At 59.7% G+C, this 24,860-nt stretch carries 19 protein-coding genes; 2 read left to right on the top strand and 17 right to left on the bottom strand.

What is annotated here, in order from left to right; all coding sequences use genetic code 11:
* Nucleotides 1–28: 28 nt before the first annotated feature.
* The 10 genes from V2391_RS05885 to kdpA all read right to left on the bottom strand — a co-directional run bounded on the left by V2391_RS05885 (nucleotide 29) and on the right by kdpA (nucleotide 14,600).
* Entirely contained in the window at nucleotides 29–1,489 is a 1,461-nt protein-coding gene (locus V2391_RS05885; RefSeq protein WP_329738571.1) for a S1C family serine protease, read from the bottom strand.
* Nucleotides 1,490–1,697: 208 nt separating this feature from the next.
* Nucleotides 1,698–2,360, bottom strand: coding sequence for a response regulator transcription factor (locus V2391_RS05880; RefSeq protein WP_161145500.1), 663 nt, complete (start codon nucleotides 2,358–2,360; stop codon nucleotides 1,698–1,700).
* A gap of 50 nt (nucleotides 2,361–2,410) precedes the next feature.
* Nucleotides 2,411–3,748, bottom strand: a complete 1,338-nt coding sequence (locus tag V2391_RS05875) for a glutamine synthetase family protein (protein WP_329738570.1) — start codon at nucleotides 3,746–3,748, stop codon at nucleotides 2,411–2,413.
* Nucleotides 3,749–3,903: 155 nt separating this feature from the next.
* Nucleotides 3,904–4,926: a LacI family DNA-binding transcriptional regulator gene (locus tag V2391_RS05870; RefSeq protein WP_329738569.1), complete on the bottom strand. Its 1,023-nt coding sequence runs from the start codon at nucleotides 4,924–4,926 to the stop codon at nucleotides 3,904–3,906.
* 123 nt (nucleotides 4,927–5,049) lie between these two features.
* Nucleotides 5,050–5,742: a GntR family transcriptional regulator gene (locus tag V2391_RS05865; RefSeq protein WP_329738568.1), complete on the bottom strand. Its 693-nt coding sequence runs from the start codon at nucleotides 5,740–5,742 to the stop codon at nucleotides 5,050–5,052.
* Nucleotides 5,743–6,268: 526 nt separating this feature from the next.
* Nucleotides 6,269–7,522: an ATP-binding protein gene (locus V2391_RS05860; RefSeq protein ID WP_118080882.1), complete on the bottom strand. Its 1,254-nt coding sequence runs from the start codon at nucleotides 7,520–7,522 to the stop codon at nucleotides 6,269–6,271.
* Nucleotides 7,523–7,905: 383 nt separating this feature from the next.
* Nucleotides 7,906–9,855: an NAD(P)/FAD-dependent oxidoreductase gene (locus tag V2391_RS05855; RefSeq protein ID WP_329738567.1), complete on the bottom strand. Its 1,950-nt coding sequence runs from the start codon at nucleotides 9,853–9,855 to the stop codon at nucleotides 7,906–7,908.
* A 247-nt stretch (nucleotides 9,856–10,102) separates the two neighbouring features.
* On the bottom strand, nucleotides 10,103–10,693 hold the full coding sequence (gene kdpC, locus V2391_RS05850; protein ID WP_161145092.1) for a potassium-transporting ATPase subunit KdpC: 591 nt from the start codon (nucleotides 10,691–10,693) through the stop codon (nucleotides 10,103–10,105).
* A gap of 12 nt (nucleotides 10,694–10,705) precedes the next feature.
* Nucleotides 10,706–12,760, bottom strand: coding sequence for a potassium-transporting ATPase subunit KdpB (gene kdpB / locus V2391_RS05845; protein ID WP_161145093.1), 2,055 nt, complete (start codon nucleotides 12,758–12,760; stop codon nucleotides 10,706–10,708).
* A gap of 16 nt (nucleotides 12,761–12,776) precedes the next feature.
* Entirely contained in the window at nucleotides 12,777–14,600 is a 1,824-nt protein-coding gene (gene kdpA, locus V2391_RS05840) for a potassium-transporting ATPase subunit KdpA (protein WP_329738566.1), read from the bottom strand.
* A gap of 334 nt (nucleotides 14,601–14,934) precedes the next feature.
* On the opposite strand from kdpA, the gene V2391_RS05835 reads away from it, so the two are divergent.
* Nucleotides 14,935–17,670 (top strand): sensor histidine kinase KdpD, encoded by a 2,736-nt coding sequence (locus tag V2391_RS05835; protein WP_329738565.1) that lies wholly within the window; start codon nucleotides 14,935–14,937, stop codon nucleotides 17,668–17,670.
* Complete coding sequence (locus V2391_RS05830; RefSeq protein ID WP_161145096.1) at nucleotides 17,663–18,367, top strand: response regulator; 705 nt, start codon at nucleotides 17,663–17,665, stop codon at nucleotides 18,365–18,367. The genes V2391_RS05835 and V2391_RS05830 overlap by 8 nt, the downstream gene beginning before the upstream one ends.
* A 186-nt stretch (nucleotides 18,368–18,553) precedes the next feature.
* On the opposite strand, the gene V2391_RS05825 is transcribed toward V2391_RS05830, so the two are convergent.
* The 7 genes from V2391_RS05825 to V2391_RS05795 all read right to left on the bottom strand — a co-directional run bounded on the left by V2391_RS05825 (nucleotide 18,554) and on the right by V2391_RS05795 (nucleotide 24,859).
* Nucleotides 18,554–18,754 carry a hypothetical protein gene (locus V2391_RS05825; RefSeq protein ID WP_035136858.1) on the bottom strand — a complete coding sequence of 67 codons (201 nt, stop codon included), beginning with the start codon at nucleotides 18,752–18,754 and terminating at the stop codon, nucleotides 18,554–18,556.
* A gap of 176 nt (nucleotides 18,755–18,930) precedes the next feature.
* A complete protein-coding gene (feoB, locus tag V2391_RS05820) occupies nucleotides 18,931–21,258 on the bottom strand; it encodes a ferrous iron transporter B (RefSeq protein ID WP_329738564.1) in 2,328 nt (775 codons plus the stop codon).
* Nucleotides 21,259–21,381: 123 nt separating this feature from the next.
* A complete protein-coding gene (locus tag V2391_RS05815; RefSeq protein ID WP_006234774.1) occupies nucleotides 21,382–21,603 on the bottom strand; it encodes a FeoA family protein in 222 nt (73 codons plus the stop codon).
* 39 nt (nucleotides 21,604–21,642) lie between these two features.
* On the bottom strand, nucleotides 21,643–21,885 hold the full coding sequence (locus V2391_RS05810; protein ID WP_022094360.1) for a FeoA family protein: 243 nt from the start codon (nucleotides 21,883–21,885) through the stop codon (nucleotides 21,643–21,645).
* A 233-nt stretch (nucleotides 21,886–22,118) separates the two neighbouring features.
* Nucleotides 22,119–22,367 (bottom strand): HPr family phosphocarrier protein, encoded by a 249-nt coding sequence (locus V2391_RS05805; RefSeq protein WP_158559602.1) that lies wholly within the window; start codon nucleotides 22,365–22,367, stop codon nucleotides 22,119–22,121.
* A 419-nt stretch (nucleotides 22,368–22,786) separates the two neighbouring features.
* On the bottom strand, nucleotides 22,787–24,250 hold the full coding sequence (locus V2391_RS05800; protein ID WP_329738563.1) for an amino acid permease: 1,464 nt from the start codon (nucleotides 24,248–24,250) through the stop codon (nucleotides 22,787–22,789).
* Nucleotides 24,251–24,403: 153 nt separating this feature from the next.
* The gene (locus tag V2391_RS05795; RefSeq protein ID WP_329738562.1) at nucleotides 24,404–24,859 is read right to left on the bottom strand and encodes a hypothetical protein; all 456 of its coding nucleotides are present in this window, start codon (nucleotides 24,857–24,859) and stop codon (nucleotides 24,404–24,406) included.
* Nucleotide 24,860: the final 1 nt, after the last annotated feature.

The following is a 24,860-nucleotide window of genomic DNA, read 5'->3' as shown; positions in this document are numbered from 1 at the left end:
CTGGCCTCGATATACGCGATACGGCTCGCTAGTAGCCCTGACCGTAGCCTTGACCCTGGCCCTGCTGGCCCAACAGCTCCTCCAGATACTGGCGCAGCTGCTCGTCGGTAATACCGCCGTTGCCGGTGTCGGTCGCGCTGTCATCCTGCTGCTGGTTCTGCAGCTCCTCATCGGAGCCCAGCTCGACGGTGACCTTCTTCTCTTCCTTGCCGCGCATGAGCGTGATCTCGACCTTCTCGCCCACCTCGTGGCTGCGCAGGGCGATGATCAGACCATCGGCACTCGTAATCTCGTCGTCGCCCAGCTTGGTAATGACATCGCCCTCCTGGATGCCGGCCTTGGCGGCGGGACCGTCCTCGACGACACTCGCCACGTACGCGCCGCTATCGGTGCTGAGCTTGTTAGTGCGGGCGTTAAGCGCATTGACGCTCGAAAGCGTGGCGCCCAGGTACGGGTGCACCGGCGTCTTGCCGCCGATGATCTGGTCGGCAATGTTCTTGGCATAGTTGACCGGAATGGCAAAGCCCACGCCCGAGCTGGAGCCCGAGTAGCTCTCGATAAGCGAATTAATGCCCACCAGCTCACCATTGTCGTTGACGAGCGCGCCGCCGGAGTTGCCCGGGTTGATGGCGGCATCGGTCTGGATCATGTTGGCATAGATGGTGTTACCGTTGGTAGAGCTCATGGCCGTGGAGCGATAGAGCGCCGACACAATGCCCGTGGAGACAGACTGCTCGTTGCCGAACGGCGAGCCGATCGCCATGACCCACTCGCCCACGTTGAGCTTGGAGGAATCACCAATCTCAATCGGCGTGAGCTTGGAGGCGTCAGCATCCTTGAGCTTGATGACAGCCAGGTCGCTCGAAGCATCGTTGCCCACGAACTCGGCCTCGTACGTGGTTCCGTCGTCCATGGTCACCACGTACTGGTCGTAACCATCGACCACGTGGTTGTTGGTGAGGATGTGGCCCTCGGTATCGAGCACAACGCCCGAACCGACGCTGCCCGAACTATCCGACTCGTCGGCAGACTGCGAAAGCGAGCCATTCTGGCTGCCACTCGAAGTAGCGGTGATGGAAACGACGGAGGGCAGGGCCTTGGCAGAGACGGCCTCGGCCAGCGTGGTGTCCTCGGAGTCGATGGTGATCTTTTGCGTCGATGAACCCGAAGCACCCGCCGTCACGGCGTTCCTGCCGCCGCCGATATCGAGCGTGCCGCTCATAATGAGCGCAATGACCAGCAGGGCGCCGCAGGCACAGCCGGCGAGTGCCGTAATAAAGATCGGCAGCTTTTTGGTTTTGGTCTTGACCACCGTGTGCTTGTTTACAACCTGCTGGCCGCCCAGCGGCTTGCCGGTCTGCGTGTCGTAGGCCTGCACGTAGGGAATGTTGCCGTCGGCAGGCGTCGACTCCACCTGTACGCGCGGTTGCTGCTGAGTCTCGCCGGCGTGGCCCGCATCCTGGGGACGCTGGGAATCGTTCTCGCTCATAGCTGCAATCCTTTCGTCAAATAACCAAAGGCCCGCCAAACACGTGGCGGGCCATCATTGTTCACGATGAGTTGTACCCCAATATGCGGGTGCACGTGTATGAGAACGCAATCTTTTAGGAAGGCTTAAGTTCTACTGCAAACTCGAAAGGAACCCGCACCTGCGGCAAAACCACCGCAAAGGCGCCTGTCCCCCTTGCGGTGGAAATCTAGTCCTTAAACAGATAGCCCACGCCGCGGACGGTGGTGATGTGTGCCGCGATCTGCGGGCCCACCTTGGAACGGATGCGTCGAATGTGCACGTCGACGGTGCGCGTGCCGCCGCAGTACTCAAAGCCCCACACGCGGTGCAGCAGCACTTCGCGGCTGTAGGCGCGGTTGGGGTGCGTCGCCAAAAAGCTCAGCAGCGAGTACTCCATCAGCGTCAGGTCGATGGGCTCATCGTCGAGCGTCACCTGGTAGGTGGCAAGGTTAATCTCGAGGTTATCGATGTTGAGCACATCGTCGGCGGCGACGGTCTCCTCCTCGCCCATCAGGCGCTGTGCGCGAGCCTTGAGTTCGTTGGGCGTCGCCGTGGGGCATACAAAGTCGGCATGCGCGTGATTCGGCAGGCGCAGGGTGCCGAGCGCCTCGTCGTCGACGATCACCAACATGGGGACGCCGCCGCGATCGTCAAGCCACTTGGCAATCTGATCGATGCGGTCGCTGCGGATGCCGTCGGAATCGAGGATCAGCAGGTCAAAGTCGTGCGCCGCAGTCGGCGAATCGGGGGTAGCCAGGCTCACCTCGACACCCAGGGTGGTCGTCAAGCTGCGGGCAAACTCGTGGAAGCGCGTCGTGCGCGCCATGAACAGGGCACTCTTTTCGGACATATCGGCCTCCAAGGAAATGAGCTCAATCGTACTGGAACAAGCCAGCGCGATTAGGAGTTCGCCAGGTAGTGCTTGATCTCCCACTCGGTGATCGTGGACTCAAACTTATGCCATTCGTCGCGCTTCTTTTTGAGGAAGAAGCTGTGGATGTGCTCGCCGAGGGCATCCTTCATAAACTGCGAGTCCTCAAAGACGTCGAGCGCCTCTTTGAGCGAGCGCGGCAGCGGCGTGTAGCCGGCCTCGAGCATCTGACGGTCGGTGAGTTTGAGTGTCTCGGCCGTGGCCTCGGGCGGGAGCTCCAGCTTACGCTCGATGCCGTCCAGACCAGCCGCCAGCGTGACGGCGTTGACCAGGTACGGATTGGCCATGGGGTCGGGGCTACGAAGCTCGATGCGCGTGGACAGCTGTTTGCCGGGCTTGTAGACCGGGATGCGGATCATGCTCGCGCGGTTGCGCAGGCCCCACGTGGCGTACTGCGGCACGGAGTCGCCACCCGTGGTGATGCGCTTGTACGAGTTGACCGTGGGGTTGGTGATGGCGCTGATCTCGCGCGCGTGCGCCAAGATGCCGGCCATGTAGTGCTTGGCGATATCGGAGAGATGGTACTTCTCGTCGTCCTCGCCCCAAAAGACGTTGTTGCCGTCGTGGTCGAACAGCGACTGATGCAAAAACATGGCGCTGCCGTCCTCGCCCGCCAACGGTTTGGGCATAAAGGAGGCGTGGCAACCGCTCTCGTAGGCCTGCTGCTTAATGATGAGTTTGGCCGTGGTGACGGCGTCGGACATACTCAGGGCCTCGGCGTGACGCAGGCTCATGCCGTGCTGCGAGCGGCCGGCGGCGTGGAAGGTGTACTCCACGGGCACGGACATCTTCTCGAGCGTGAGGACCGTGTTGCGGCGCAGGTCGCGGGCGGCGTCACTCACCGAAAGATCGAAGTAGCCCACGTTGTCGAGCGGCTCGGGGGTGTGCTCGTCGGGGAAATAGTAATACTCCAGCTCGGCGCCCACGTTGAGCAGATAGCCAGCCTTCTCGGCCTTGCGGAACATGCGGCGCAGGGCATCGCGCGGGTCGCCGGCAAACGGCTTGCGATCGGGAGTGCACACGTCGCAGAACACGCGGGCGACGCCGTTGTGGCTCGGGCGCCACGGCAAAATCTGGAAGGTCGAAGCATCGGGAAACGCCAGCATGTCGGCTTCCTCGGGCGTGGCAAAACCCTCGATGGCGGAGCCGTCAAAGCCAATACCCTCCTCAAAAGCGACCTCGAGGTCTTCGGGGCTAATGGCAAAGTTCTTGAGGCGGCCGAGAATGTCGACAAACCACAGACGCACAAAGCGGATGTCACGCTGCTCTACGGAGCGGAGTACGTAATCGATGTTCTGCTGGTTCATGTCGCTCCCCTTTCTTTCGGGCGGGTTTCGACTGGTCTATATCGCAGATACTATCGCAGAAAAATGTTTCCGCAGGGTTAAAGCGTATCAAGCGCTCAAAAAACGTTCGCGAACAGGCGGGTGCCAAGCACGAACAGACCGACTCGGACGGGCGACTAGCGCAAGGTCGATGCGCGGTGTTCGATGTGGCCGGGGATCTCGATGCGCTTGGGGGCGAGCTTTGCGGCATCGCCTACCGTAGTGGTAACGACGTCGATGCGCTCGGACAGACGCTCGACTACGCGCTCGGCGATGGTAAGGGTATCCTGCGCGGCCGTGGTCACGCCGCCAAAGAGCACGTGGTTCCAGGGGTAATCGTCAAATGTCGCGATCTTGAGCCCAGCCGGCAACGAGGGCCCCAGCTGTGCTAGCGCCTCGGTCAGACGCAGGAAAACCAGGCCGTTAACGGCGATAAGGCCGAGCTTTTTGCCTGCATAGCCGCGGATGGTCTCATCCAAGCAGCCGACGCCCGTGGTACCGCCATCGGCCAAGGTGATAACCTCGCCGGCAAGGCCGCGGTGCGAAAGCTCGTCGACAAAGGCCTCGGCGCGCTCGCGATGGACGGGGCTGTCGTCGCTTGCCTCGATGAGCAGGCACAGGCGCTCGCTGCCAGCGGCAACCAAGGCGTCTACCAAGCCGGCGACCAGCTCGCGGTTGTTGGACGTCACCAAGTCGATGCCGCCGTCGGCAACATCGCGGTCGAGCAGTACAACGGGCAGTCGTCCCGCTGCCGCGGCGATCGCCTCGTCGTTGCCTCCGCAGGTATTGACGACCAGGCCGTCCACGCCGGCATCGATAAGTCTGGTGAGCGACTCTGCCTCCTTGGCGGGGTCGTTGCCGCTAATGGCCGTCATGAGCGAGCAGCCGCGCGCGGCGGCACTGGCGGAAAGCCCTTCGAGCATGGCACTGGAGAACGGGTTGGCGATGTCGGCCAGAATCACGCCGATGAGGTTGGTGCGTGAGCTGCGTAGATTGCGTGCGGCGGCACGTGGGCGATAGCCAGTGCGCTCGATAACCGCCGCGATGCGAGCGCGGGTTTCCTCGGTCATCTGCCCGGGGCGGTTATTGAGATAGCGCGAGACCGTGGCCGGACTCACGCCCGCCTCGACGGCAATGTCCCTGATTCTCATCTGCGCCATAGCGCACCCCGTTTCCCAATGTCGGCAGTCTGAGCCATTTTAGGCATTTTTTAACATTCTCGGTTGCAAAACGCTGTAGGTGAGCGGCATCGTTTTTGCGCCTCGAGCAGATGCGATGATGGACTAGACTGACGAGTCTTTAGGCAGCTCAAAGTAGTCGGGATGCAAGGCGATAACCGGGCCCTGCTCCTCGGGCATCAGATGCAAGTGCGTCTCTGCCAGATAGCTCGCCGTGTCGGTATCGCCCCTCTTAATGGCCTCGAGAATCCGGCGATGCTGCCGGCGAATCGGCTCCCAATCCAGGTCCTGCGACACCATACGCAACCAGTTGTATCGCTCAAAATGCGTGTTGACGCTCTTCATCCAATCCCACAGCATGTGACGACCGGCAATCACGAAACACGTCTCATGAAACAGGTTGTCCAGATCGAAAAAGCGACGCGTTTCGCCATGGTCGAGTGACTCAGACTCGGCAAGAATCTGCTCGAGCCGATGCTTTTGCTCAGGCGAGGCGGCCGAACAGCATTTAATAAGCACGCTTCTCTCGAGTTTCTCGCGCAAGAAACAGGCGTTCTCGGCGCGCTCCATGCTGATTTTTGAGACATAGGTGCCGCTTTTGGGACGGGTTTCCACCAGCTCCTGCTCACGCAGGCGCACAAAGGACTCGCGAATGGGCGTGCGCCCGATTCCCGTCTCCTTTTCCAGACCAATCGCCGAAAGGCGCGTGCCGGGCTTGAGCTCGGCATAGATGATCTTGGAGCGCAATGCGTTGTATGCCTGGTCTTGCAGGCTCTGATAATGCTGGTGTTGTTCCATAAAGCCCTCGGATGAAGCCCACGGTTTGTCGAATTTCACCACGTAATACTATCGCATCGACACGCCCCAGCTCCCAATCAGTCTTTTTGGGTCGGGGCTCTTTTAGCTACCCTGGCCCGCAGATCGGCCCCCTTGCCACAAAAGTGGCCCATCTACTACATTAACACGGATAGCCTCGGCCATACCGAAAACCGTGAAAACAAAACCGCAGGTAGACAGCTTGTCGATTTTCGAAAAAGCCGACTATGGTTGACCTCTGCGGCTTAAACGTAGTAGATAGGCCCTTTTCGTGGCGCAGCACTACTGCACCCCAAATTGGCACCCCGAGCCTGTTATAAGTTGCTGTGAAATACGGACGGTTGATAATCAAGGCGCGCTATACGGCTTGCTATATCTCACTATACTTTGCTGTACGTCGCCATACTTTGCTATAACTTGACAATAATCGGCCCGTTACCATCCGGGACATAACGGACCCCAAGCCAACGCTGGCTTGGGGTCCGTCTTGTACCATGGCTCTTTTTGACTATGAGCGCTCGTATTTCGTGGCCCGCCCGGTTCCCTGCCTTACGATTGCATTCCGTTCAAGCAGAGATTCGAGTGCCGTCAACGTCCGCATGCGGCTCAGCCCCGTCTGTTTTTCAATCTCGCTTCGCGATATAATTCGACCGCCCGACAAGGCCTTGAGAACCTGGACCTCTTCCTCGGACCCTTCAAGGGCATCGGTAACGGGCAATGTGACGGCCACCATGCCGCCGCGAACATCAAAAATTGGTTGATTGATCGAATCGCGATAGGCACGTCTAATGCGCGCGATTCCCGTACCAAATTTCTCGATGTAATCCAGCTTTAAGAAGGCCTCTGCAACGATGGGGTTTCTGAGCACGGATATCTGCCCATACAGGTATTGTTCCGTCGTCAAACCGGCGGGCAGCGATCCGGGGGAGGTCACAACGACACGATCATCGTACAGGGCAATTTGAACGTTCGCTCGAACGTCCCACGTCCGATGCACCAAAGCATTTGCGACAGCTTCGCGAAACGCCTCGAGAGGAATTCGATCGGTTTGGACGCGCTCCATCCCTTCGATACGCTCATAACGGTAGTAGCGTGCAAACATAGCTACCGCCCTGTCCACCTGCTCAATTGCGGATACATTTGTCGCTGCCTCGCGATCCAAGATCACATCCTCGGTATCGCCAAAACGGACGCAGTCGATGCCCGGAAAATCATTCTTATCCGCTAAAATCGCCGCGGCATTGGTATAGCCATCCTTGCCGAGCAAGCGGAGCGTACGCAAGATATCCGACGTTAGCTCGGAAATGCCGAGGTGTTCAACACACTTATGCTCGAGCGTATGAAAGCTCAAGTCCTGGCGAGCCGACGTGAGCGCGTCGAACGTTACGTTGCTGCCTTCGAGCGTCAGCCTGCCATACTCAAACCGGTCGACCTCCACCGTTGCCGAATCGTTTCGTCTGTAGGCCTTTCCCTTGCTTCGATAGGGTTTGTCCTGCCCCTCATAAACCGTAAGGATTACGATCCCGTGTTTCTCATCGGGCTCAAGCGAATAACGGGGTGCGGGATCAAGACTGTCGTTAATCATGTTCTCGATGCGCAGGCATTCTGCAACCGGATCCGCAAGGCCGACAGCCACACCCTCGTCATCAACGCCAAACTCAATCTTGCCCGTCCCGTAGTTTGCATAGGCGCTCACCGTTTTAAGAAACGTCGGCGTAACGCTTTCCTTGTATTCGACTGTAGGGCTCTCTCTAACAACCATATGCACAACCCCCTCGTTTCGTACCATTCATAACCGTATTATAAGACGAAAACCGTTTGCGTACTGATTTATAGAAGACGCAAACGGTTTTCGTCTTGATTTGCGTACGGAATTAAGACGCATCATTTCGCTTTCGTATGGCTCAATACCGGACGCAGACTGTTTTCGTCTGTCAATACGTCTGCAATCCAAACGAAAAGAGCCCCGAGCTCGTATGAACTCGGGGCTCTTTGTGCCGCACATCTATGAGAGAAGAAATTCGATGCGTACGGACGCTACTCCATGAAGCCGCCCTGGGATGGCGGCAACCTCGTCAATGGGGTCAGGTTTACATGCACCAACTTGGTGCAAACCAACCTGTCCCCCACGCACCAAGGGGTTGACTAGAGCTCGCAGGCAATCTTGTAGCCGTCGCCGATGGCGTCGCGGATGTTGCCGCACTTCTGGGCATCGCCCAGTACATGGGCAGCAACGCCAGCAGCGGCAAGGTCGTCGGCCAGCTTGGTATTGGGACGATAGCCCATGGCAAGCACCAGCGTATCGGCACCGGTGATGGTGCGGACCTCGCCGTCCTTCTCGTAACTGATGGTGTCCTCGGTGATCTCGGTCACCTTGGCCTCGGTCAGCACGTGAACGCCCTTGGAGAGCATGCGCGTGATGAGCACCGCGCGACCGGCGCCGCCCTCGTTGGCGGCGAGCGTCTTGGTCATCTCGATAACGGTGACATCGCGATTGGCCGGCGAGAGGTCGTTGACCAGCGGGGCCAGGTAATCGGCCGTCTCGCAACCGACGGTGCCGCCGCCCACGATGACGATCTTCTTGCCCGGGAAAGCCTTGCCACCCAGCAGGTCGTCAGCTGTCATAACTTGCTTAAAGCCCTGCATGAAGGCCGGAGCGATGGGCTCGGCGCCATAAGCCAGGACAACCTCGTAACCTGCGTAGTCGCGCTGAATGTCCTCGGCCGAAAGCTCGGTGCCAAATACGCACTTCACGCCGGCCTCGGCCAGGCGACGGTACTGATACTTGATCACGCGGGTGAGCTCCTGCTTTGCCGGCGGAACGGCTGCGATGCGCATCTCGCCGCCCGGCTCGTCCTGCTTATCCACGAGCACCACGTTATGACCACGCTTGGCAGCAATGTAGGCTGCCTCCATGCCCGCAGGACCGGCGCCCACAACGAGCACGTTCTTGACCTCGTCGGCAGGCTCGTAGCCGGCCTCGTCGCGCTCAACATCGGGGTTGACGGTGCAGGAGATGCGCTTGCCAAACATAATGCCGTTCAGGCAGCGCAGGCAGCCAATGCAGGGGCGGATGTCGTCGGCGTTGCCGGCAGCGGCCTTGTTGCAGAACTCGGCATCGCACAGATTGGCGCGGCCCATCATGCAGATGTCGGCAGCGCCGTCCTCGATCAGCTCCTCGGCGATCCAGGCCTCGTTGATGCGGCCGACAGTAGCGACGGGGATGTTGACGTGCTTTTTGATCTCGCGCGAGCAAGCGGCGTGCGAGGCCTGCTGCGTGCCGGCGGCGGGAATCGCAGAGCCGCGCTTGATGGTGGTGCCGCCCGACACGTGAATCATGTCGACGCCAGCCTTCTCCAGGCGACGCGAGACGTAGATCATGTCGTTGAGGGTCAGGCCACCATCGGTGTACTCATCGCCCGAGATGCGGACGTCGATGATAAAGTCCTTACCGCAGCGCTCGCGAATCTCGGCGATGACCTCGAGCAAAAAGCGCATGCGGGCGTCGAGCGAGCCGCCGTACTCGTCGGTACGCTTGTTATAGAGCGGAGTCAAAAAGCCGCCGAGCATACCGTGGGCGTGTGCCGCATGGACCTCGACGCCATCGACGCCGGCCTTCTGCATACGCACGGCGGCGTCACCGAACTGATGCGTAAGTTCGTGAATCTCATCGACCGTGATGGGGCGCGGCGCCTCGCGGGCATAGGACGGGCCCACAAAGGACGGAGCAATCAGGCGCGGCGTGCCCGGAATGTTAAAGGCCATGTAGGCGGGGTGGAAGAGCTGTGGCATGATCTTGCAGCCATACTCGTGGACGGCCGCGGCGAGCTTTTCCCAGCCGGGGATAAACGTATCGTCGTAGCAGCACATGTCACCCGGCAGATAGGTATAGGTAGGCTCGACCGTCACGACCTCGGTGATGATGAGGCCCACGCCGCCCTTGGCACGGGCACGGTAATGATCGACCAAATCGTCGGTCACATAGCCATGATCGGCCAGGTTGGTGGACACCGGCGGCATAAAGACGCGGTTCTTGACCTCGGTCGTACCGACCTTGATCGGGCTAAAGAGCATCGGGTAGGCGGATGACTCCATACAGGCTTCCTTTCGTTTAAGCCGCTCGGCGGCACTTGCAGACACCCCTATCGTATCAGTACCCGCCGCATTCGCGCTCGCTCGCACTCCCCACCTTCAATCCCGACCCTCAAAAAAAGTTGCGGTGGAATACGGAGTAGATGAGGCTTTTAACAGCCAAAATAGTCCGTATTTCACCGCAACTGATGGGCGGGGTGGAATTGAGGGCTCAGATAGTCAGTCATGCCCTCATCCGCCACTCCCTCACCTACAGCGCGCCGTCCAGCATAAGGTTCACCTTGAGCACGTTGACCGTGGGCTCGCCGAACACGCCGAGGAAACGGCCCTTGGTGCACGCGGCGATGATGTCGCGCACCTCGTCCTCACTTTTGCCCGTGGCCTTGGCAAGGCGCGGGACCTGGTACTCGGCGGCATCCGGAGAGATCTCCGGGTCGAGGCCGGACCCCGAACACGTCACCAGGTCGACGGGTACGGCGTCCATATCGGCATCGGGGTTGGCGGCGCGAATCTTCTCGACGCGCGCGTCCACAAGCTGCCGGTACTCCTCACTCGCCGGGGACAGGTTGGACGGGGCACCGTACGCCATGAGCTCGCCGTCTTCGCCTTCGACAATTGACATGTTCTGGATGCGGCCCCACATGTGGTCCTCATCCTCGAAGTTCTGGCCGATCAGCTCGGAGCCCACGATCTTGTCGTCGACCTTGATGAGCGAACCGTTCGCCTGATACGGGAACGCAACCTGGGCGATGCCGGTCACGACGAGCGTATAGCCCAGGCCGCAGACAACGGTAAACAGCGCGAACACGCCCAGTGCGCGCGATGCAACACCTTTGAACATACAAACCTCCACTTACATAATGCCGCAGAACGCGAGCAGCATGTCGATGAGCTTGATGAATACGAACGGGGCAACGATGCCGCCCAGACCCCACACGAGCAGGTTGTGGATCAGCAGCTGTCCGGACGGCACCTCGCGGTACTTAACGCCCTTCAGCGCGGCCGGGATCAGCGCGACGATAACGAGCGCGTTATAGATGATGGCCGAAAGAACCGCGGACAGCGGGCTTGCCAGACCGAGGATGTTGAGCGCGCCAAGGCCCGGGTAGATCGGCGAGAACAGGGCCGGGATGATAGCGAAGTACTTCGCCATGTCGTTGGCGACCGAGAAGGTCGTGAGCGAACCGCGGGTCATGAGCAGCTGCTTGCCGATACGCACGACCTCGATGAGCTTGGTGGGGCTGGAGTCGAGGTCGACCATATTGCCGGCCTCCTTGGCAGCCTGGGTGCCCGTGTTCATGGCCACGGCGACATCCGCCTGCGCCAGCGCCGGCGCGTCGTTGGTGCCGTCGCCGGTCATGGCGACCAGGTGGCCCTCACGCTGGAACTCGCGGATCTTCTCGAGCTTGCCCTCAGGGGTGGCCTCGGCCAGGAAGTCGTCAACGCCGGCCTCGGCGGCGATTGCCGCGGCGGTGAGCGGGTTGTCGCCCGTCACCATGATGGTCTTGATGCCCATCTTGCGCAGGTCGGCGAACTTCTCCTTAACGCCGGACTTGATGATGTCCTTGAGGTACACAACGCCCAGCACGCGGCAGTTCTTGGTCACGACCAGCGGGGTGCCGCCGGCCTTGGCGATGCGCTCGACGGCCTCGTCGCACTCCTGGGAGAACACGCCGCCGGCTGCCTCCACATAGGTGCGCACGGAATCGGCAGCGCCCTTGCGGATCTCATTGCCCTCGTAGTTCACACCGGACATGCGGGTCGCCGCGGTGAAGGGGATGAACTCCATACCCTTATCCTCGAGTGTGCGGCCGCGCAGACCGAACTGCTCCTTGGCGAGCACGACGATGGAACGGCCTTCGGGGGTCTCGTCGGCCAGCGAGGAAAGCTGGGCGGCATCGGCCAGCTCCGCGGGATCGATGCCGTCGACCGGGATGAACTCGGCGGCTTGGCGGTTACCCAGGGTGATGGTGCCGGTCTTGTCGAGCATGAGGATGTCGACGTCGCCGGCGGCCTCGATGGCGCGGCCGGACATGGCCAGCACGTTGGCCTCGTTCAGACGGCTCATGCCGGCGATGCCGATGGCGGAAAGAAGGGCGCCGATGGTAGTAGGAGCCAGGCACACGAGCAGCGCCACGAGCGTGGTCACGGCCGTGGGGTTGTCCATGTCGTTAAGACCGACCGAGAAGCAGGAGTAACAATACAGGGCCAGCGTGACCAGGATAAAGACGATGGAGAGGGCCACCAGGAAGATCTCCAGAGCGATCTCGTTAGGGGTCTTCTTGCGCGCGGCACCCTCGACCATCGCGATCATTTTGTCCAGGAAGCTCTGGCCGGGCTCACTGGAGATCTTGACGATGATCCAGTCGGACAGCACCGTGGTACCGCCGGTAACGGCAGAGCGGTCGCCGCCGGCCTCGCGGACCACGGGGGCGGACTCGCCGGTGATGGCGGACTCGTCAACGGAAGCAGCACCCTCGATGACGTCGCCGTCGCCGGGAATCTGCTCGCCGGCGCGTACGATCACCAGGTCGCCGCGCGTGAGCTCGGTGCCGGGAACGACGGTGAAGTGCTCCTTGTCCTCAACGGACTCGATGCGATGGGCCTCGACATCCTTCTTGGCCGCACGCAGGGAATCGGCCTGGGCCTTACCGCGGCCCTCGGCAAGCGCCTCGGCGAAGTTCGAGAACAGGTCGGTAAGCCACAGGATGACCGCGATGGCGACCACATAGTAGGTGGGCACACCCGCGTCCTGCACACCGAAAATGGAAGCGACGGCCAGGACGGAGGTCATGACGGCGGAAAGCCACACCAGGAACATGACCGGGTTTTGAATCTGGACGCGAGGATCCAGCTTGGCAAACGAGTCGCGGACCGCGCGGCCCATCATGTCTTTTTGCATAGTCATAAATCTGCGCCCTCCTTTACGCAATCATCTGGAAGAACTCGGCAACGGGGCCAAGCGCCAGGGCCGGGAAGAAGCTCAGGGCACCGATCAGCAGAACGATGAACACGAGCAGGAATACGAACATGCCGTTGGTGGTAGACAGGGTACCGGCGCTCTCGGCGACCTTGCCCTTCTTGGCCAGCGAGCCGGCGATAGCCAGCGTACCGATGATGGGCATGAAGCGGGCGAACAGCATCTCGAGGCCGAGCATGACGTTGATCCAGGGAATGTTGCAGTTCATGCCTGCAAACGCCGAGCCGTTGTTGCCGCCGCATGAGGTGAAGGCATACAGCGCCTCGGAGAAGCCGTGCGCGCCACCATTGTTGAGCTGGTCGGCAAGACCGGGCACCATGCAGGCGATGGCCGAGCACACCAGAACGGCAAACGGAGTTGCCAAGCACAGGACAACTGCCCAGCGCATCTCGCCCGGCTCGATCTTCTTGCCCAGGAACTCAGGCGTGCGTCCGACCATGAGGCCGGCGATGAACACTGTGAGGATGGCGAAGCCGATCATGCCGTACAGGCCGCAGCCCACGCCGCCGAAGACGACCTCGCCCAGAGCAATCTGGAGCATCTGGACAAAACCGCCCAGCGGGGTGTAGGAGTCGTGCATGGAGTTAACCGAGCCGTTGGAAGCAGCCGTCGTGAAAGCGGACCAGGTAGAAGAGGAGGCGATACCGAAACGGCTCTCCTTGCCCTCCATGTTGCCGCCGGCCTGGCCGTCGGTCATCTCGATATTGACCGCTCCGCCATCGGCCAGCTGCGGGGTGCTCGCATGCTCGTTGACGGCGATGATGCCGGTGAAGATCACCAGCAGGATGAACATGGCGGCAAAGATGGCCTTGCCCTGCTTGGTGTTCTTGACGCCGATACCGAAGGCGAAGCAACAGGCGGCCGGGATCAGCAGCAGGCTGGTCATCTCGATGATGTTGGTGAAGGCACTGGGGTTCTCATACGGATGGGCGGAGTTCACGCCGAAGAAGCCGCCGCCGTTGGTGCCGGACTGCTTGATGGCGACCTGAGGAGCTGCGGGACCCTGGGGCAGGAACTGCTCGGTGACCACGCGCGCGCCCTCGACAACCTTGCCGTCGACCTTGACCGTGTCGCCCTCAATCTGGGCGCCGTCGATGACGCTCCAGCCGCCGTCTGCATTAGGCTGAACAGCGACGGGTTCTACGAGCTCAGCCTTCTGAGCTGGCTGGAAGTTGGAGATGACGCCACCGGCAGCCAGGCAGATGCCGAACACGAGGTTCAGCGGGATGAGCACATACAGGACGGTGCGGGTGAGGTCGACCCAGAAGGAACCCAGACCCTGCTCCTTGACCTGACGGAAGCCGCGGATCAGCGCGAACATGACCGCGATACCGGTGCCAGCGGAAACGAAGTTCTGCACAGTGAGACCCATGAACTGCACAAGGTAGGACAGGGTGGTCTCACCGGAGTAGGACTGCCAGTTGGTGTTGGTTATGAAGGAAGCAGCCGTATTGAACGACAGGTCCCATGACACACCCGGCAGGTGCTGGGGATTGCCTGGCAAGAAGGACTGAAGCGCCTGGAGTGCCACAAGAGTCACGAGGCCGATCCCCGAAAAGACCAGCACGCTCGCCAGATAGCGCCTACACCCCATCTGTTCTGCCGCGTCGATGCGAAGCAGACGATAGACGCCACGCTCCACAGGAGCAATCACAGGCGACAGGAACGTATGCTCACCATCCATGATATGGGCCATGAACCGACCGAGCGGAACGGCCAGGACGACGAGTACGGCAAAGTACAAGATGTACTGAATCGCAGCGTCCATAGTTTACGAATCACTCCTCATCAGAATGTAGATGTAATAGATAAGAAGTCCAATGCAGACGACTCCGATGATGGGAATGAGGATGTCCATTTACCGCCCCTTTCACACGCGGTCCGATGTCTCGGACGCCTGCCCTCGCAAGCGTCTGGGGACAGTAAACGCTTCTAGGGATTAAAGAGGCGTGAGGGCCGGGGCTCACGTCCTTAAGATGCCGTAAAGATGCAGGTAGAAAGCACTATTGCAGCTGCAGTGCGCCTATACTCGACCTCGCGAGCATACAGTGGTGTCTTCACCGCGTATGCACGCATGGACAACGCTTCAGAAAGGCTACGCTATGCAGCGCGACGCATCGGACACTCGCGTCAATCCAGACCTCATCCTCAAGGCAATTGAGAAAGACGAGGTCGCCGATGACACTCGAACCAGCCGGGGACACCTCAAGATTTTCTTTGGCTACGCTGCTGGCACAGGCAAAACCTATGCGATGCTTCAAGCCGCCCACGCCGCCAAGCGGCGAGGTGTCGACGTCGTCGCGGGATACATCGAGCCGCACGAACGTCCGGCAACTGCCCATCTTGCACAAGGGCTTGAGAACGTGCCCTGTAAACTCATCGAGCACAACGGCATTGCGCTCAGCGAGTTCGATCTAGATGCGGCTATCGAGCGCGCCCCTCAGCTCATCCTTGTCGACGAGCTCGCCCATACGAATGCGCCGGGGTCTCGCCACGACAAACGCTATCAAGACGTCGAGGAACTTCTACATGCGGGCATCGACGTCTATACGACCGTGAACGTTCAGCATATCGAGAGCCTAAACGACATGGTTGCATCCATCACCGGCGTTGTCGTGAGCGAACGAATCCCCGACCGTATCTTCGATGATGCCGACCAGGTCGAGCTCGTCGACATAGAGCCCGAAGACCTACTTGAGCGCCTTCGCGCCGGCCTCGTCTACCGTCCCGCACAAGCCGACCGAGCGCAACAGCATTTTTTTACCGTCGAGAACCTCACCGCACTCCGAGAAATCGCGCTGCGCCGCTGCGCCGATCGCACCGGTCACCTCACAGACGCCGCACGCGTGCTGGGAAACCGTGACTACTACACCAGGGAGCGTATCTTAGTCTGTGTCTCCCCGGCGCCGACCAATCCCCGCATCGTCCGTGCCGCCGCACGCATGGCGAAAGCGTTTCGCAGCGAGCTCGTCGCCCTGTTCGTAGAGAGCCCGCGCACGCAAGCCATGAGCGATGATGAGCGCGCCAAGCTTGCAGCCAATATCGCCCTAGCCGAGCAGCTCGGAGCACATATGGAAACCGTCTATGGCGACGACGTCGCGTTTCAGATCTCCGAGTTCGCGCGCCTGTCGGGTATTTCGAAGATCGTCATGGGGCGCACGGGCGAGCACAGCAGCGTCCGTCAGGCCCTCTTCGGCCGCAAATCTCTCGTAGAACAGCTCATAACATTCGCCCCGAATCTCGACATTTACATCATTCCAGACCAGTCGACTCCGCCCTCCCGACCCAAAGGACGCCGCCATGCGCTCGCCCTGCAGCCGCCCAGCAGCCGAAACGTGCTTCGCACGCTGGCCCTCTCTCTTGCCGCCACGGCGATCGGCACGGCTTTCCGCCATCTGGGATTTGCCGATTCCAGCATCATATCCCTCTATATCCTCACGGCCCTGCTGACCGCCGTCACCACGACGGGACGTATCTGCACAATCGTATCGAGCGTGCTCTCTGTAGTGCTTTACAACTTCTGCTTCGTCACGCCTCTGTTTTCGCTCGCCAGCTACGACCGAAGCTATCTGGTCACGTTCGGCATCATGTTCGCTACCGCTATGGTCGCCGGCGAGTTAACTGCGCGCATCGCCGACAACGCCCGTACATCCGCCGAGAACGCATTCAAAACGCGCGTACTCCTCGAAACGAACCAGCTCTTGCAGCAAGCCCATAGCGCGGAGGAGTGCGCCCGCGTCGCCATGAACCAACTCGTCAAACTGCTAAAACTCGACGTGGTCTTCTACCCCGCCGAACACGGCACGCTCGACAAGGCGCTCTATGAGTCCGCTGGCACCGAAAACCGATCCGCGTCGCTGCTCACCGACTACGAGCGCGCCGTTGCAACCTGGGCCTACACCAACAACAAGCGCGCGGGCGCAAGCACGCGGACCCTGCCTGAGGCGCGCTGTCTCTACCTCGCGGTTCGCACCGGCGACAAGGTATTCGGTGTCATCGGTATCGCCCTGGAGGGGCGCGAGATCGAAGCCTTCGAGCATTCGATCGTCCTATCTATCGTAGGTGAATGCGCCTTGGCGCTCGAAAGCGACCGAGCGGCGCAAGAGCGCGAAGAGGCTGCGGTCTTGGCGAAAAACGAGCAGCTGCGCGCCAACCTTTTGCGCTCCATCGGCCACGATTTGAGAACACCCCTCACGGCTATATCCGGATCTGCGGCAATCCTTCGGAAGAGCGACGAGAGGCTCAGCCTCGAACAACGCTGCGATCTTGCCGATGCCATCTACGATGACTCCCTCTGGCTTATCGATACCGTGGAGAACCTCCTCGCCATCACACGCGTCGAGGACGGCACCATTCGCCTCAACCTCACATCCGAGCTCATCGACGAGGTCATCGAGGCCGCCCTCAGCCATGTCGCCCAAGCATCGCATGGACATGCCGTCACCATCGAGCACACTGACGACATCCTGCTGGTACGCGTCGACGTCCATCTCATCATGCAGGTGCTTACGAATCTCATCATGAACGCCTTCAAATACACGCCCGAGGACTCGACTGTCACCGTCAGCGCACGTCGCGAGGGCGCGTTCGTCGTGGTGGACGTCGCAGACGATGGGCCGGGTGTGGCAGACTGCGACAAGCCTCATATCTTTGAGCGCTTCTTTACCTCAGGCAATACGCGGCCCGTGGATTCGCGTCGAAGCATCGGCCTTGGGCTGTCGCTCTGCCGCTCCATCGTGGAGGCGCATGGCGGCGTCATCGAAGTTCGCGACAACCACCCCCATGGGGCCGTCTTCCGTTTTACCCTGCCCGCTGAGGAGATCGAGATTCATGAATAATGCCGCTAAGCCACGCATCCTCCTGGTCGAAGATGACCTGACCGTTCAAAACCTCGTTTCGACCGCGCTTGACCTCCACGGCTATGTCGTGAGCAAGGTTTGCAACGGCCAGGCCGCCATCATGGATGCGGTGTCGCACGGCCCCAGCCTCATCATGCTCGACCTCGGCCTTCCCGACATTGACGGTATCGAGGTCATCACGAAGATCCGAAGCTGGTCGGCAGTCCCCATTATCGTCATTTCAGCGCGCACCGAAGATTCCGACAAGATTGCAGCACTTGACGCAGGGGCAGACGACTACCTCACCAAGCCCTTTTCTGTGGATGAGTTGCTCGCGCGCGTCCGTGCGAATTTGAGGCGCTCCTCGATGGCGTCGAGCGAGTCGACAGAAGCGAGCACGTTTGACAACGGTCCGCTGCATATCGACTACGCCGCGGGATACGCGACGAAAGACGGACGCGAGCTCTCGCTCACCCCAACCGAGTACAAATTGCTCGTCCTTCTGGCGAAAAACGTCGACAAGGTGCTCACCCACACCTTCATCACCCACGAGATATGGGGCACGAGCTGGGACAGCGATCTGGCGAGCCTGCGCGTGTTCATGCGCACCCTGCGCAAGAAGATCGAGGCAGACCCCTCTCACCCCAAGATGATTCAGACGCACATGGGTGTCGGGTACCGCATGCAGCGTCTCTAGCCCACTCCACAAAAAGTTGCGGTGGAATACGGAGTAGATAAGGCCTTTGACAGCCAAAACAGTCCGTATTTCACCGCAACTGATTTAACGATACCCCAAAAATACTCTTCGACTCGCCGTGCTCTCCCTCAAATGCACAAAGCGCCCCGCGAACGGATGCCCGCGGAGCGCTTGAATGTCCGGACCTTATTTGATACCGCGGCCCAAGTCTTCGGCGATTTTGTCCACGCCCTTAAGCGCGGCACACGTCTTTTTGTTGGAGCAATGCCCCGTGCAAACGCCACCCTGAGCGCAGTCGGCGCAGGTGCCCTTGCGGTAGATGCGCACGCACACGGCGACAAACGCAATACCGATAACAGCCAGTACAACAATATCGATAGGTGCCATAGCAAGCCTCCTCTAGTTAACCATCACTTACTTTACCCCATTCTCCACCTACCAAAAAGGGACAGGTTTATTTTGGTCGGTTTTATCTGCGGAAACGCCACATCTCTCCCATCAAAAAAGCCCGAGTATCACTGAGACACCCGGGCTCGTGGAAAGGGGTTGATACTTATTCGGACTTAGGCGGAAACTGCAGCGGAAGCAGTGTTGGTCTCGTCCTCGTCGGTCCAAGCGTGCTTGGGCATAGGACGGAAAATCTGGAAGAGCATCGCGACCAGCAGCACGATAGCCACAACCGTCCAGAAGCCAAACTGCCCAAGGACAAGCAGGTTATAGAACTGGTTGATGAACAGGCCGATGACCCAAGCGAAGGCGCACTCGTAACCGATGGCAATCGCGGTCCATTTGCCGGAGTCCATCTGGTTGCGGATGGTGCCCATGGCGGCAAAGCACGGAGCGCACAGCAGGTTGAACGCGCCAAAGGCAACGCAAGCGCCCATGGTCGGGAACATGCCGGCGAACGCGGTCCACAGGCTCGGGTCGGTCTCGGCGGCATCGGCAACGGACAGCAGCGAACCGGCGGTGGCGACGACGTTCTCCTTAGCGACAAGGCCAGAGACAGTCAGCGCGGTGGCCTGCCAGGTGCTAAAGCCGAGCGGGGCGAAGATCCAGGCAACCAGGTTGCCCAACATAGCGAGCACGGAGTAGTCCATAAACTCCTCGGGGATGCCGTCCATCGCAGGCAGGAAGCCAAAGGAACCGTTGTAGCTACCAAAGTTGGAGAGGAACCAAACGACGACGGTGGAGGCGAAGATGACCGTGCCGGCCTTCTTGATAAAGGCCCAGCAGCGCTCCCACACGTGCAGCGCCCAAGAGCGGATCGCCGGGAAGTGGTAGGCAGGAAGCTCCATAACGAACGGCGTCGGGCGGCCGGCGAAGAGCTTGGTCTTCTTGAGCATGAGGCCCGAGGCGATGACGGCAAAGACGCCCAGGAAGTAGAAGAGCGGGCTGATCCACGCGGCGGTGGTAGAAGAATCGCCGATGATGGAACCCATGAGCAGGGCGATGATCGGCAGCTTGGCGCCACAGGGAATAAACGTGGTGGTCATGACCGTCATACGGCGGTCCTTCTCGTTCTCGATGGTCTTGGTGGCCATAACGCCGGGGACGCCGCAGCCCGAGGACACGAGCATGGGGATAAAGGACTTACCGGACAGGCCAAAGCGGCGGAACACGCGGTCCATGATGAAGGCGACGCGGGCCATATAGCCGCAGTCCTCCAGGAAGGACAGCATGACGAACAGCAGGAACATCTGCGGGACAAAGCCGAAGATGGCACCCAGGCCGCCGACGATACCGTCGCAGACCAGCGAATCGACCAGGCCACCGTCCTCGGTGCCGCCCGCCACAAGGGCGTCGTGCACCACGGTGGTGATACCCGGGACATAGGGGCCGTACTGCGCCGGGTCGACCGAATCGGCAGCATCGCCCGCTGCCTCGACGGCCGCATCGTAGGCGTCGCGGCCCTGACCGAGCACATACCAACCGTCGGTACCGAAGAGCTGGTCGTTGGTGAAGTCGGTCACCGTGCCACCCAAGGTGGAAACGGCGATGTAGTACACGCAGAACATGATGACCACAAAGATCGGCAGGCCCAGGATACGGTTGGTAACCACGCGGTCGATCTTCTCGGAGGTGCTCATCTTTGCCGGAGCCTTGGTGAGGCACTCGTCAATGATGTGGGCAATCACGCCGTAGCGCTCGCCGGTGATGATGGACTCGGCATCGTCGTCGCAGTCCTGCTCACACTGGGCGACCAGCTCCTCCACGCGAGCGGCCTTCTCCTTGGTGAGGTTGATGAGCTTGCAGGCGTCCACGTCGCGCTCAAACAGCTTGACAGCGTAGTAGCGGCGCTTGTTGGCGGGAACGCTCGCCGGAAGGTTATTCTCGATATGCGTCAGAACGTCCTCGATGGAGGAGTCGAACTTGTGCTCCGGCACCTGGCCCTTAGAAGCAGCGGACTTCTTGACCTGCTCGAAGAGCTCCTTGATGCCCTTGTTCTTAAGAGCCGAGATCATCATGACCGGGCAGCCGAGCTTCTTGGAGAGCTTGTCCGTGTCGATCTTATCGCCGTTCTTCTCGACCAGGTCGGCCATGTTGAGGGCAACGACCACGGGCAGGCCGGTCTCGATAACCTGAAGCGCCAGGTACAGGTTACGCTCGAGGTTGGTGGCATCGACGACTTGGACGACAACATCGGGCTCGCCGCTCATGAGGTAATCGCGCGAGCATTGCTCCTCGGGGCTGTAAGGGGAAAGCGAGTAGATGCCAGGGAGGTCCGTGATGGTAACGTTCTTGTCGCTTAGGAGCTTGGCTTCCTTTTTCTCAACCGTGACGCCGGGCCAGTTGCCAACGTAGCCGTTGGCGCCGGTGATCAGGTTGAAAAGCGTGGTCTTGCCGCAGTTGGGGTTACCCGCCAGCGCGACATGGATCTGAGAATCCGCCATTCAATCCTTCTTCCTTGTGTGCCTGCGCTGCTTTCTCCGCGCAGGCTGGATAATGTGCTTCAAAGATGCTGCATTAAGTTAGAAAAACCTAACTTTATCTGCAGAAATATACGTCGTGAGCCCTTACTGGACCTCGACGACGGCGGCCTCCTCCTTGCGGATGGAAAGCTCGTAGCCGCGCACGTTGATCTCGACCGGATCACCGAGCGGCGCGACCTTCACGACCTTGAACGAAGTGCCCTTGATGAGCCCCAGGTCCATAAGGTGGCGGCGAAGCGCACCCTCACCGTGAAGCTTGACGATGGTAGAGCTCTCGCCCACCTTAACGTCACCCAACGTCTTCATCCTCTTGTCCCCCTTTCGGTTTTTATGAAATGCTGCAGACTAACCGACGGTCATGATGTGCATGGCAACCTTGGAATCGATACCAAAGCGTGCGCCCAGCACGGTGACGATGATATTGGCGCCACTCGAGCTCACCACGTGGATTTCGTTGCCCTCGACAAAGCCGAGGTCCTTGAGGTGGTGTTTCATGTCCTCATTGCCCTTTACACGGGACACGCGCACGGTTTCGCCCGCTTTTACCATCGAAAGCGGCATTGCCGGCATCTGCGGTCCGCAAGACATGACTGGGCTCCTAACATCGATTCGTCCTCCACATCGGCGCAGTAAAAGTTAACCACGTCTATGTTCGCTTTAGTAAACTAACACGTGGTTAACTTTTTGGAAAGGGTCCCCATTCAGATTTCGAAAAAGTTTCCTATACGAAACAAAGGCGCCGCAAAGACTGTCTCTTTGCGGCGCCTTGCCATACCAATTGATGCAACAGAGGGGACTGCCCCTTTGTCACATTGTTGAGGTTAGAGCGAGAGGTTTCTGATCGACGTAACGCAGGAGGCCTCATCTACGCCCGAAACGCGGAAGATGATGTCCTCGCCGCACTCGCCGTAGAGAGCCATGAGTCCCATGACATCGCGGCCATCCGTGTGGCGATCGCCGATGCTGACTGACACGTTGCTACGATGCTTGGCAATGATGTCATAGAGCAATGCAACCGGGCGGGCATGTAGTCCCAACGGATCTTTAATCGTCTTTGTAAACTCGACCATGTCCCCTCCCGCGACATCGCACATCGGCCGGCAAAACCCAGCCACGTGGTAGTTATTGTAGCGTTAGATGCTTCTCGAGAGCTCCTCTGAACACCTCGTGGTCAAAAAGTGGCAAATATGAGTACTGTCACCAATTTAGTAGCAGCAAAATCGAAAGCAAATTGCCAACTTTGAGCGATTTGAAGAGGTTGAAAGCCGTCAAACGCCCTTTAAAGGGGGCTAGATAAATTGATTATGAGCCCATTTTCGCTCAGAGCAGGCCGAAAAATATGACACCTCTTTTGCAACATTACTCATATTTGGCATTTTTTGACCACAGGGTCCAAAACATGTCTCAAAACACAAAAGGAGGGGCCCGAAGGGCCCCTCCTTAGGAAAGGGAATCAAGTTGTTCCTCAGCTGTGAATAAATCCCAGCTTCTACTCCATCATGTCGAGAACAGACGGACGCAGCTCGCTCTCGGCAGCCTCGGGATCGGTCTCGCGCAGACGGTTGATATAGCGGTTGTACCACATCACGGCAAGGCCCAGGAAGACAACCACACCGCCAACGTTGTAGACCAGCGTCAGCCACAGCGGCTGATCGAGCGGAATGGTGCCGCAGATAAGCACGAAGCAGAAGACCACAAGCAGGAATGCGGCAACGACCAGGCCAAAGCTGCGCGAGCCCATGCGGAAGTCACGGGGAGCGGCGTCGAAGTTCTTGCGCAGCATAAAGTAGGCAAGCAGAATCAGCAGCGGCGGGAGCAGAGCGGTGGCAGCCGTCATGTTGGTGACGATCATGAGCAGGTCGTCGAGGTTGCCGGAGCCCAGGGCCGGGATGATCAGGATGGGGACGACGATGGCGAACTGCAGCCAAGCAGCGCGGGCAGGAATGCCGTGCTCATTGAGCTCGACGATCTTGCTACCAAAGACGCCCTTGGGAATCTCGGTGAAGAACACCTTGATGGGAGCGGAGGTCCACATCATGAGGGAGCCCAGCGTAGCGGCGAGAAGGATCAAGCCGATGGCGCGCGTAGACACTTCCATGGGAATGCCAAAGTGGGCAAAGACAGCGCCGAATACGTCGAAGATACCGGTGGAGATGGCAACGCCGCCCTCGGGGATGAACAGGTTAACCAGCAGCGAAGCGCCTGCATACAGAAGGCCGATGGTCAGGCCGGCGATAACGACGGTGCGCACGAAGGCCTTGACGCCACCCTTAAGGTCGTTAAGGAACACGCCGACAGACTCAGCGCCGCCAACGCCCTGGATGATCCAGGCAAGCGTACCGAAGAAGCCCCACGCAGTTGCGAAGTTGCTCATGTCGGGAGCCATGTTAGCGGGAGTAGGAGCCGTAGCGAACTCAACGCCGCCAAAGGCAGCAGCCAGGGACAGCAGGATGAACACGGCGGTCAGGCCGAGAGCCGCGGTCGAACCGAAGGAGGAAATGGAGCCGATCCACTTAGCGCCCTTGGTCGAAACCCACGTGGCGATAGCAAAGACGACGATCTCGATAATGGTGATCCACAGCTGCGAAAGCTCGGCGTTGGCACCAAAGAACACGTAGCTCGCGTAGATGATGACGTTGGGCAGGACGGACGCAAAGAAGAACAGGTTAACAAACCAGTAGCTAAATGCCGTCAGGAACGCCCAGCGACCACCCATCGAGGTCTTAACCCATGCGTACACGCCAGACTCGGAGTCCTTGTTGAGGCCGACGAACTCGGCGGTAACCAGGGTATAGGGGACAAAGTACAAAAGCGTGGCGAAGAAGAACGACGGCGCAGCTGCCAAGCCGATGGCCGCGTTGTTATTGATGATGTTCTTGATACCGAACACGGCGGCGACCGTCATGCCCAGCAGAGCGAACGAACCAATCGTTCCTCGTTTTTCAGAGCTCATAAGCCCTCCCAATCATCTGTTAAATGTCATCTAAAACCGTCCGAGCTGCAAGTGCAAACACGGACGGCGCACCTGCTAAGGGGAATGGGGAAAAGGGAGTCAACAAAGCCATCCCCCTTAACGGCGCGAAGCAAACGTCCAGGCGGACGAATACTACTTGTTGGGGAAGGAATAACCTTCGACTGTCACGTGCAGTACCACGACGCGGGGATCCGCGGCATCGGCCACGACACGGTAGGCCTCGTCAATTTCGACGACGGCAACGCCGCCGGCGGGAATCGTCACGGTCTCCCCCGTACCCTCAAAGCGCTCGCGATCATCGATATCGCTGTAGGCGCGGGTGCAGGTGAGGCCTGCCTTGGGGGCAACCTCGACAGTCAGGTCGCCGTCGAGCGGGGCGAGCACGGCATGATAGCGACGGTGACCGACCAGATCGGCGGTAGCCGCCTCGTGGGCGTTCACCCACCAATACACCAGCGAGTCGCCGATGGAGTACGCCACATCGTGCTGCAGTTCAGAAACGCCGTCGAGCGCCTGTCCGGTACGCATCCACTTCTTGACGGAATTCATCTGAGCGTCGAAATCGGCGCGCGAGTTAAAGACATGCATG

Source organism: Collinsella sp. CM84Y_54 (genome assembly GCF_036317945.1).
In the GTDB taxonomy this organism is placed as follows: domain Bacteria; phylum Actinomycetota; class Coriobacteriia; order Coriobacteriales; family Coriobacteriaceae; genus Collinsella.
The sequence above is the reverse complement of the archived record's forward strand: the minus strand, read 5'-3'. Positions and strand labels throughout refer to the sequence as shown.

Excerpts from the sequence above, each read along its gene's own strand:
- V2391_RS05885 (WP_329738571.1), bottom strand. The coding sequence starts at position 1,489 with ATGAGCGAGAACGATTCCCAGCGTCCCCAGGATGCGGGCCACGCCGGC.
- V2391_RS05880 (WP_161145500.1), bottom strand. The coding sequence starts at position 2,360 with ATGTCCGAAAAGAGTGCCCTGTTCATGGCGCGCACGACGCGCTTCCAC.
- V2391_RS05875 (WP_329738570.1), bottom strand. The coding sequence starts at position 3,748 with ATGAACCAGCAGAACATCGATTACGTACTCCGCTCCGTAGAGCAGCGT.
- V2391_RS05870 (WP_329738569.1), bottom strand. The coding sequence starts at position 4,926 with ATGGCGCAGATGAGAATCAGGGACATTGCCGTCGAGGCGGGCGTGAGT.
- V2391_RS05865 (WP_329738568.1), bottom strand. The coding sequence starts at position 5,742 with ATGGAACAACACCAGCATTATCAGAGCCTGCAAGACCAGGCATACAAC.
- V2391_RS05860 (WP_118080882.1), bottom strand. The coding sequence starts at position 7,522 with ATGGTTGTTAGAGAGAGCCCTACAGTCGAATACAAGGAAAGCGTTACG.
- V2391_RS05855 (WP_329738567.1), bottom strand. The coding sequence starts at position 9,855 with ATGGAGTCATCCGCCTACCCGATGCTCTTTAGCCCGATCAAGGTCGGT.
- kdpC (WP_161145092.1), bottom strand. The coding sequence starts at position 10,693 with ATGTTCAAAGGTGTTGCATCGCGCGCACTGGGCGTGTTCGCGCTGTTT.
- kdpB (WP_161145093.1), bottom strand. The coding sequence starts at position 12,760 with ATGACTATGCAAAAAGACATGATGGGCCGCGCGGTCCGCGACTCGTTT.
- kdpA (WP_329738566.1), bottom strand. The coding sequence starts at position 14,600 with ATGGACGCTGCGATTCAGTACATCTTGTACTTTGCCGTACTCGTCGTC.
- V2391_RS05835 (WP_329738565.1), top strand. The coding sequence starts at position 14,935 with ATGCAGCGCGACGCATCGGACACTCGCGTCAATCCAGACCTCATCCTC.
- V2391_RS05830 (WP_161145096.1), top strand. The coding sequence starts at position 17,663 with ATGAATAATGCCGCTAAGCCACGCATCCTCCTGGTCGAAGATGACCTG.
- V2391_RS05825 (WP_035136858.1), bottom strand. The coding sequence starts at position 18,754 with ATGGCACCTATCGATATTGTTGTACTGGCTGTTATCGGTATTGCGTTT.
- feoB (WP_329738564.1), bottom strand. The coding sequence starts at position 21,258 with ATGGCGGATTCTCAGATCCATGTCGCGCTGGCGGGTAACCCCAACTGC.
- V2391_RS05815 (WP_006234774.1), bottom strand. The coding sequence starts at position 21,603 with ATGAAGACGTTGGGTGACGTTAAGGTGGGCGAGAGCTCTACCATCGTC.
- V2391_RS05810 (WP_022094360.1), bottom strand. The coding sequence starts at position 21,885 with ATGTCTTGCGGACCGCAGATGCCGGCAATGCCGCTTTCGATGGTAAAA.
- V2391_RS05805 (WP_158559602.1), bottom strand. The coding sequence starts at position 22,367 with ATGGTCGAGTTTACAAAGACGATTAAAGATCCGTTGGGACTACATGCC.
- V2391_RS05800 (WP_329738563.1), bottom strand. The coding sequence starts at position 24,250 with ATGAGCTCTGAAAAACGAGGAACGATTGGTTCGTTCGCTCTGCTGGGC.
- V2391_RS05795 (WP_329738562.1), bottom strand. The coding sequence starts at position 24,859 with ATGCATGTCTTTAACTCGCGCGCCGATTTCGACGCTCAGATGAATTCC.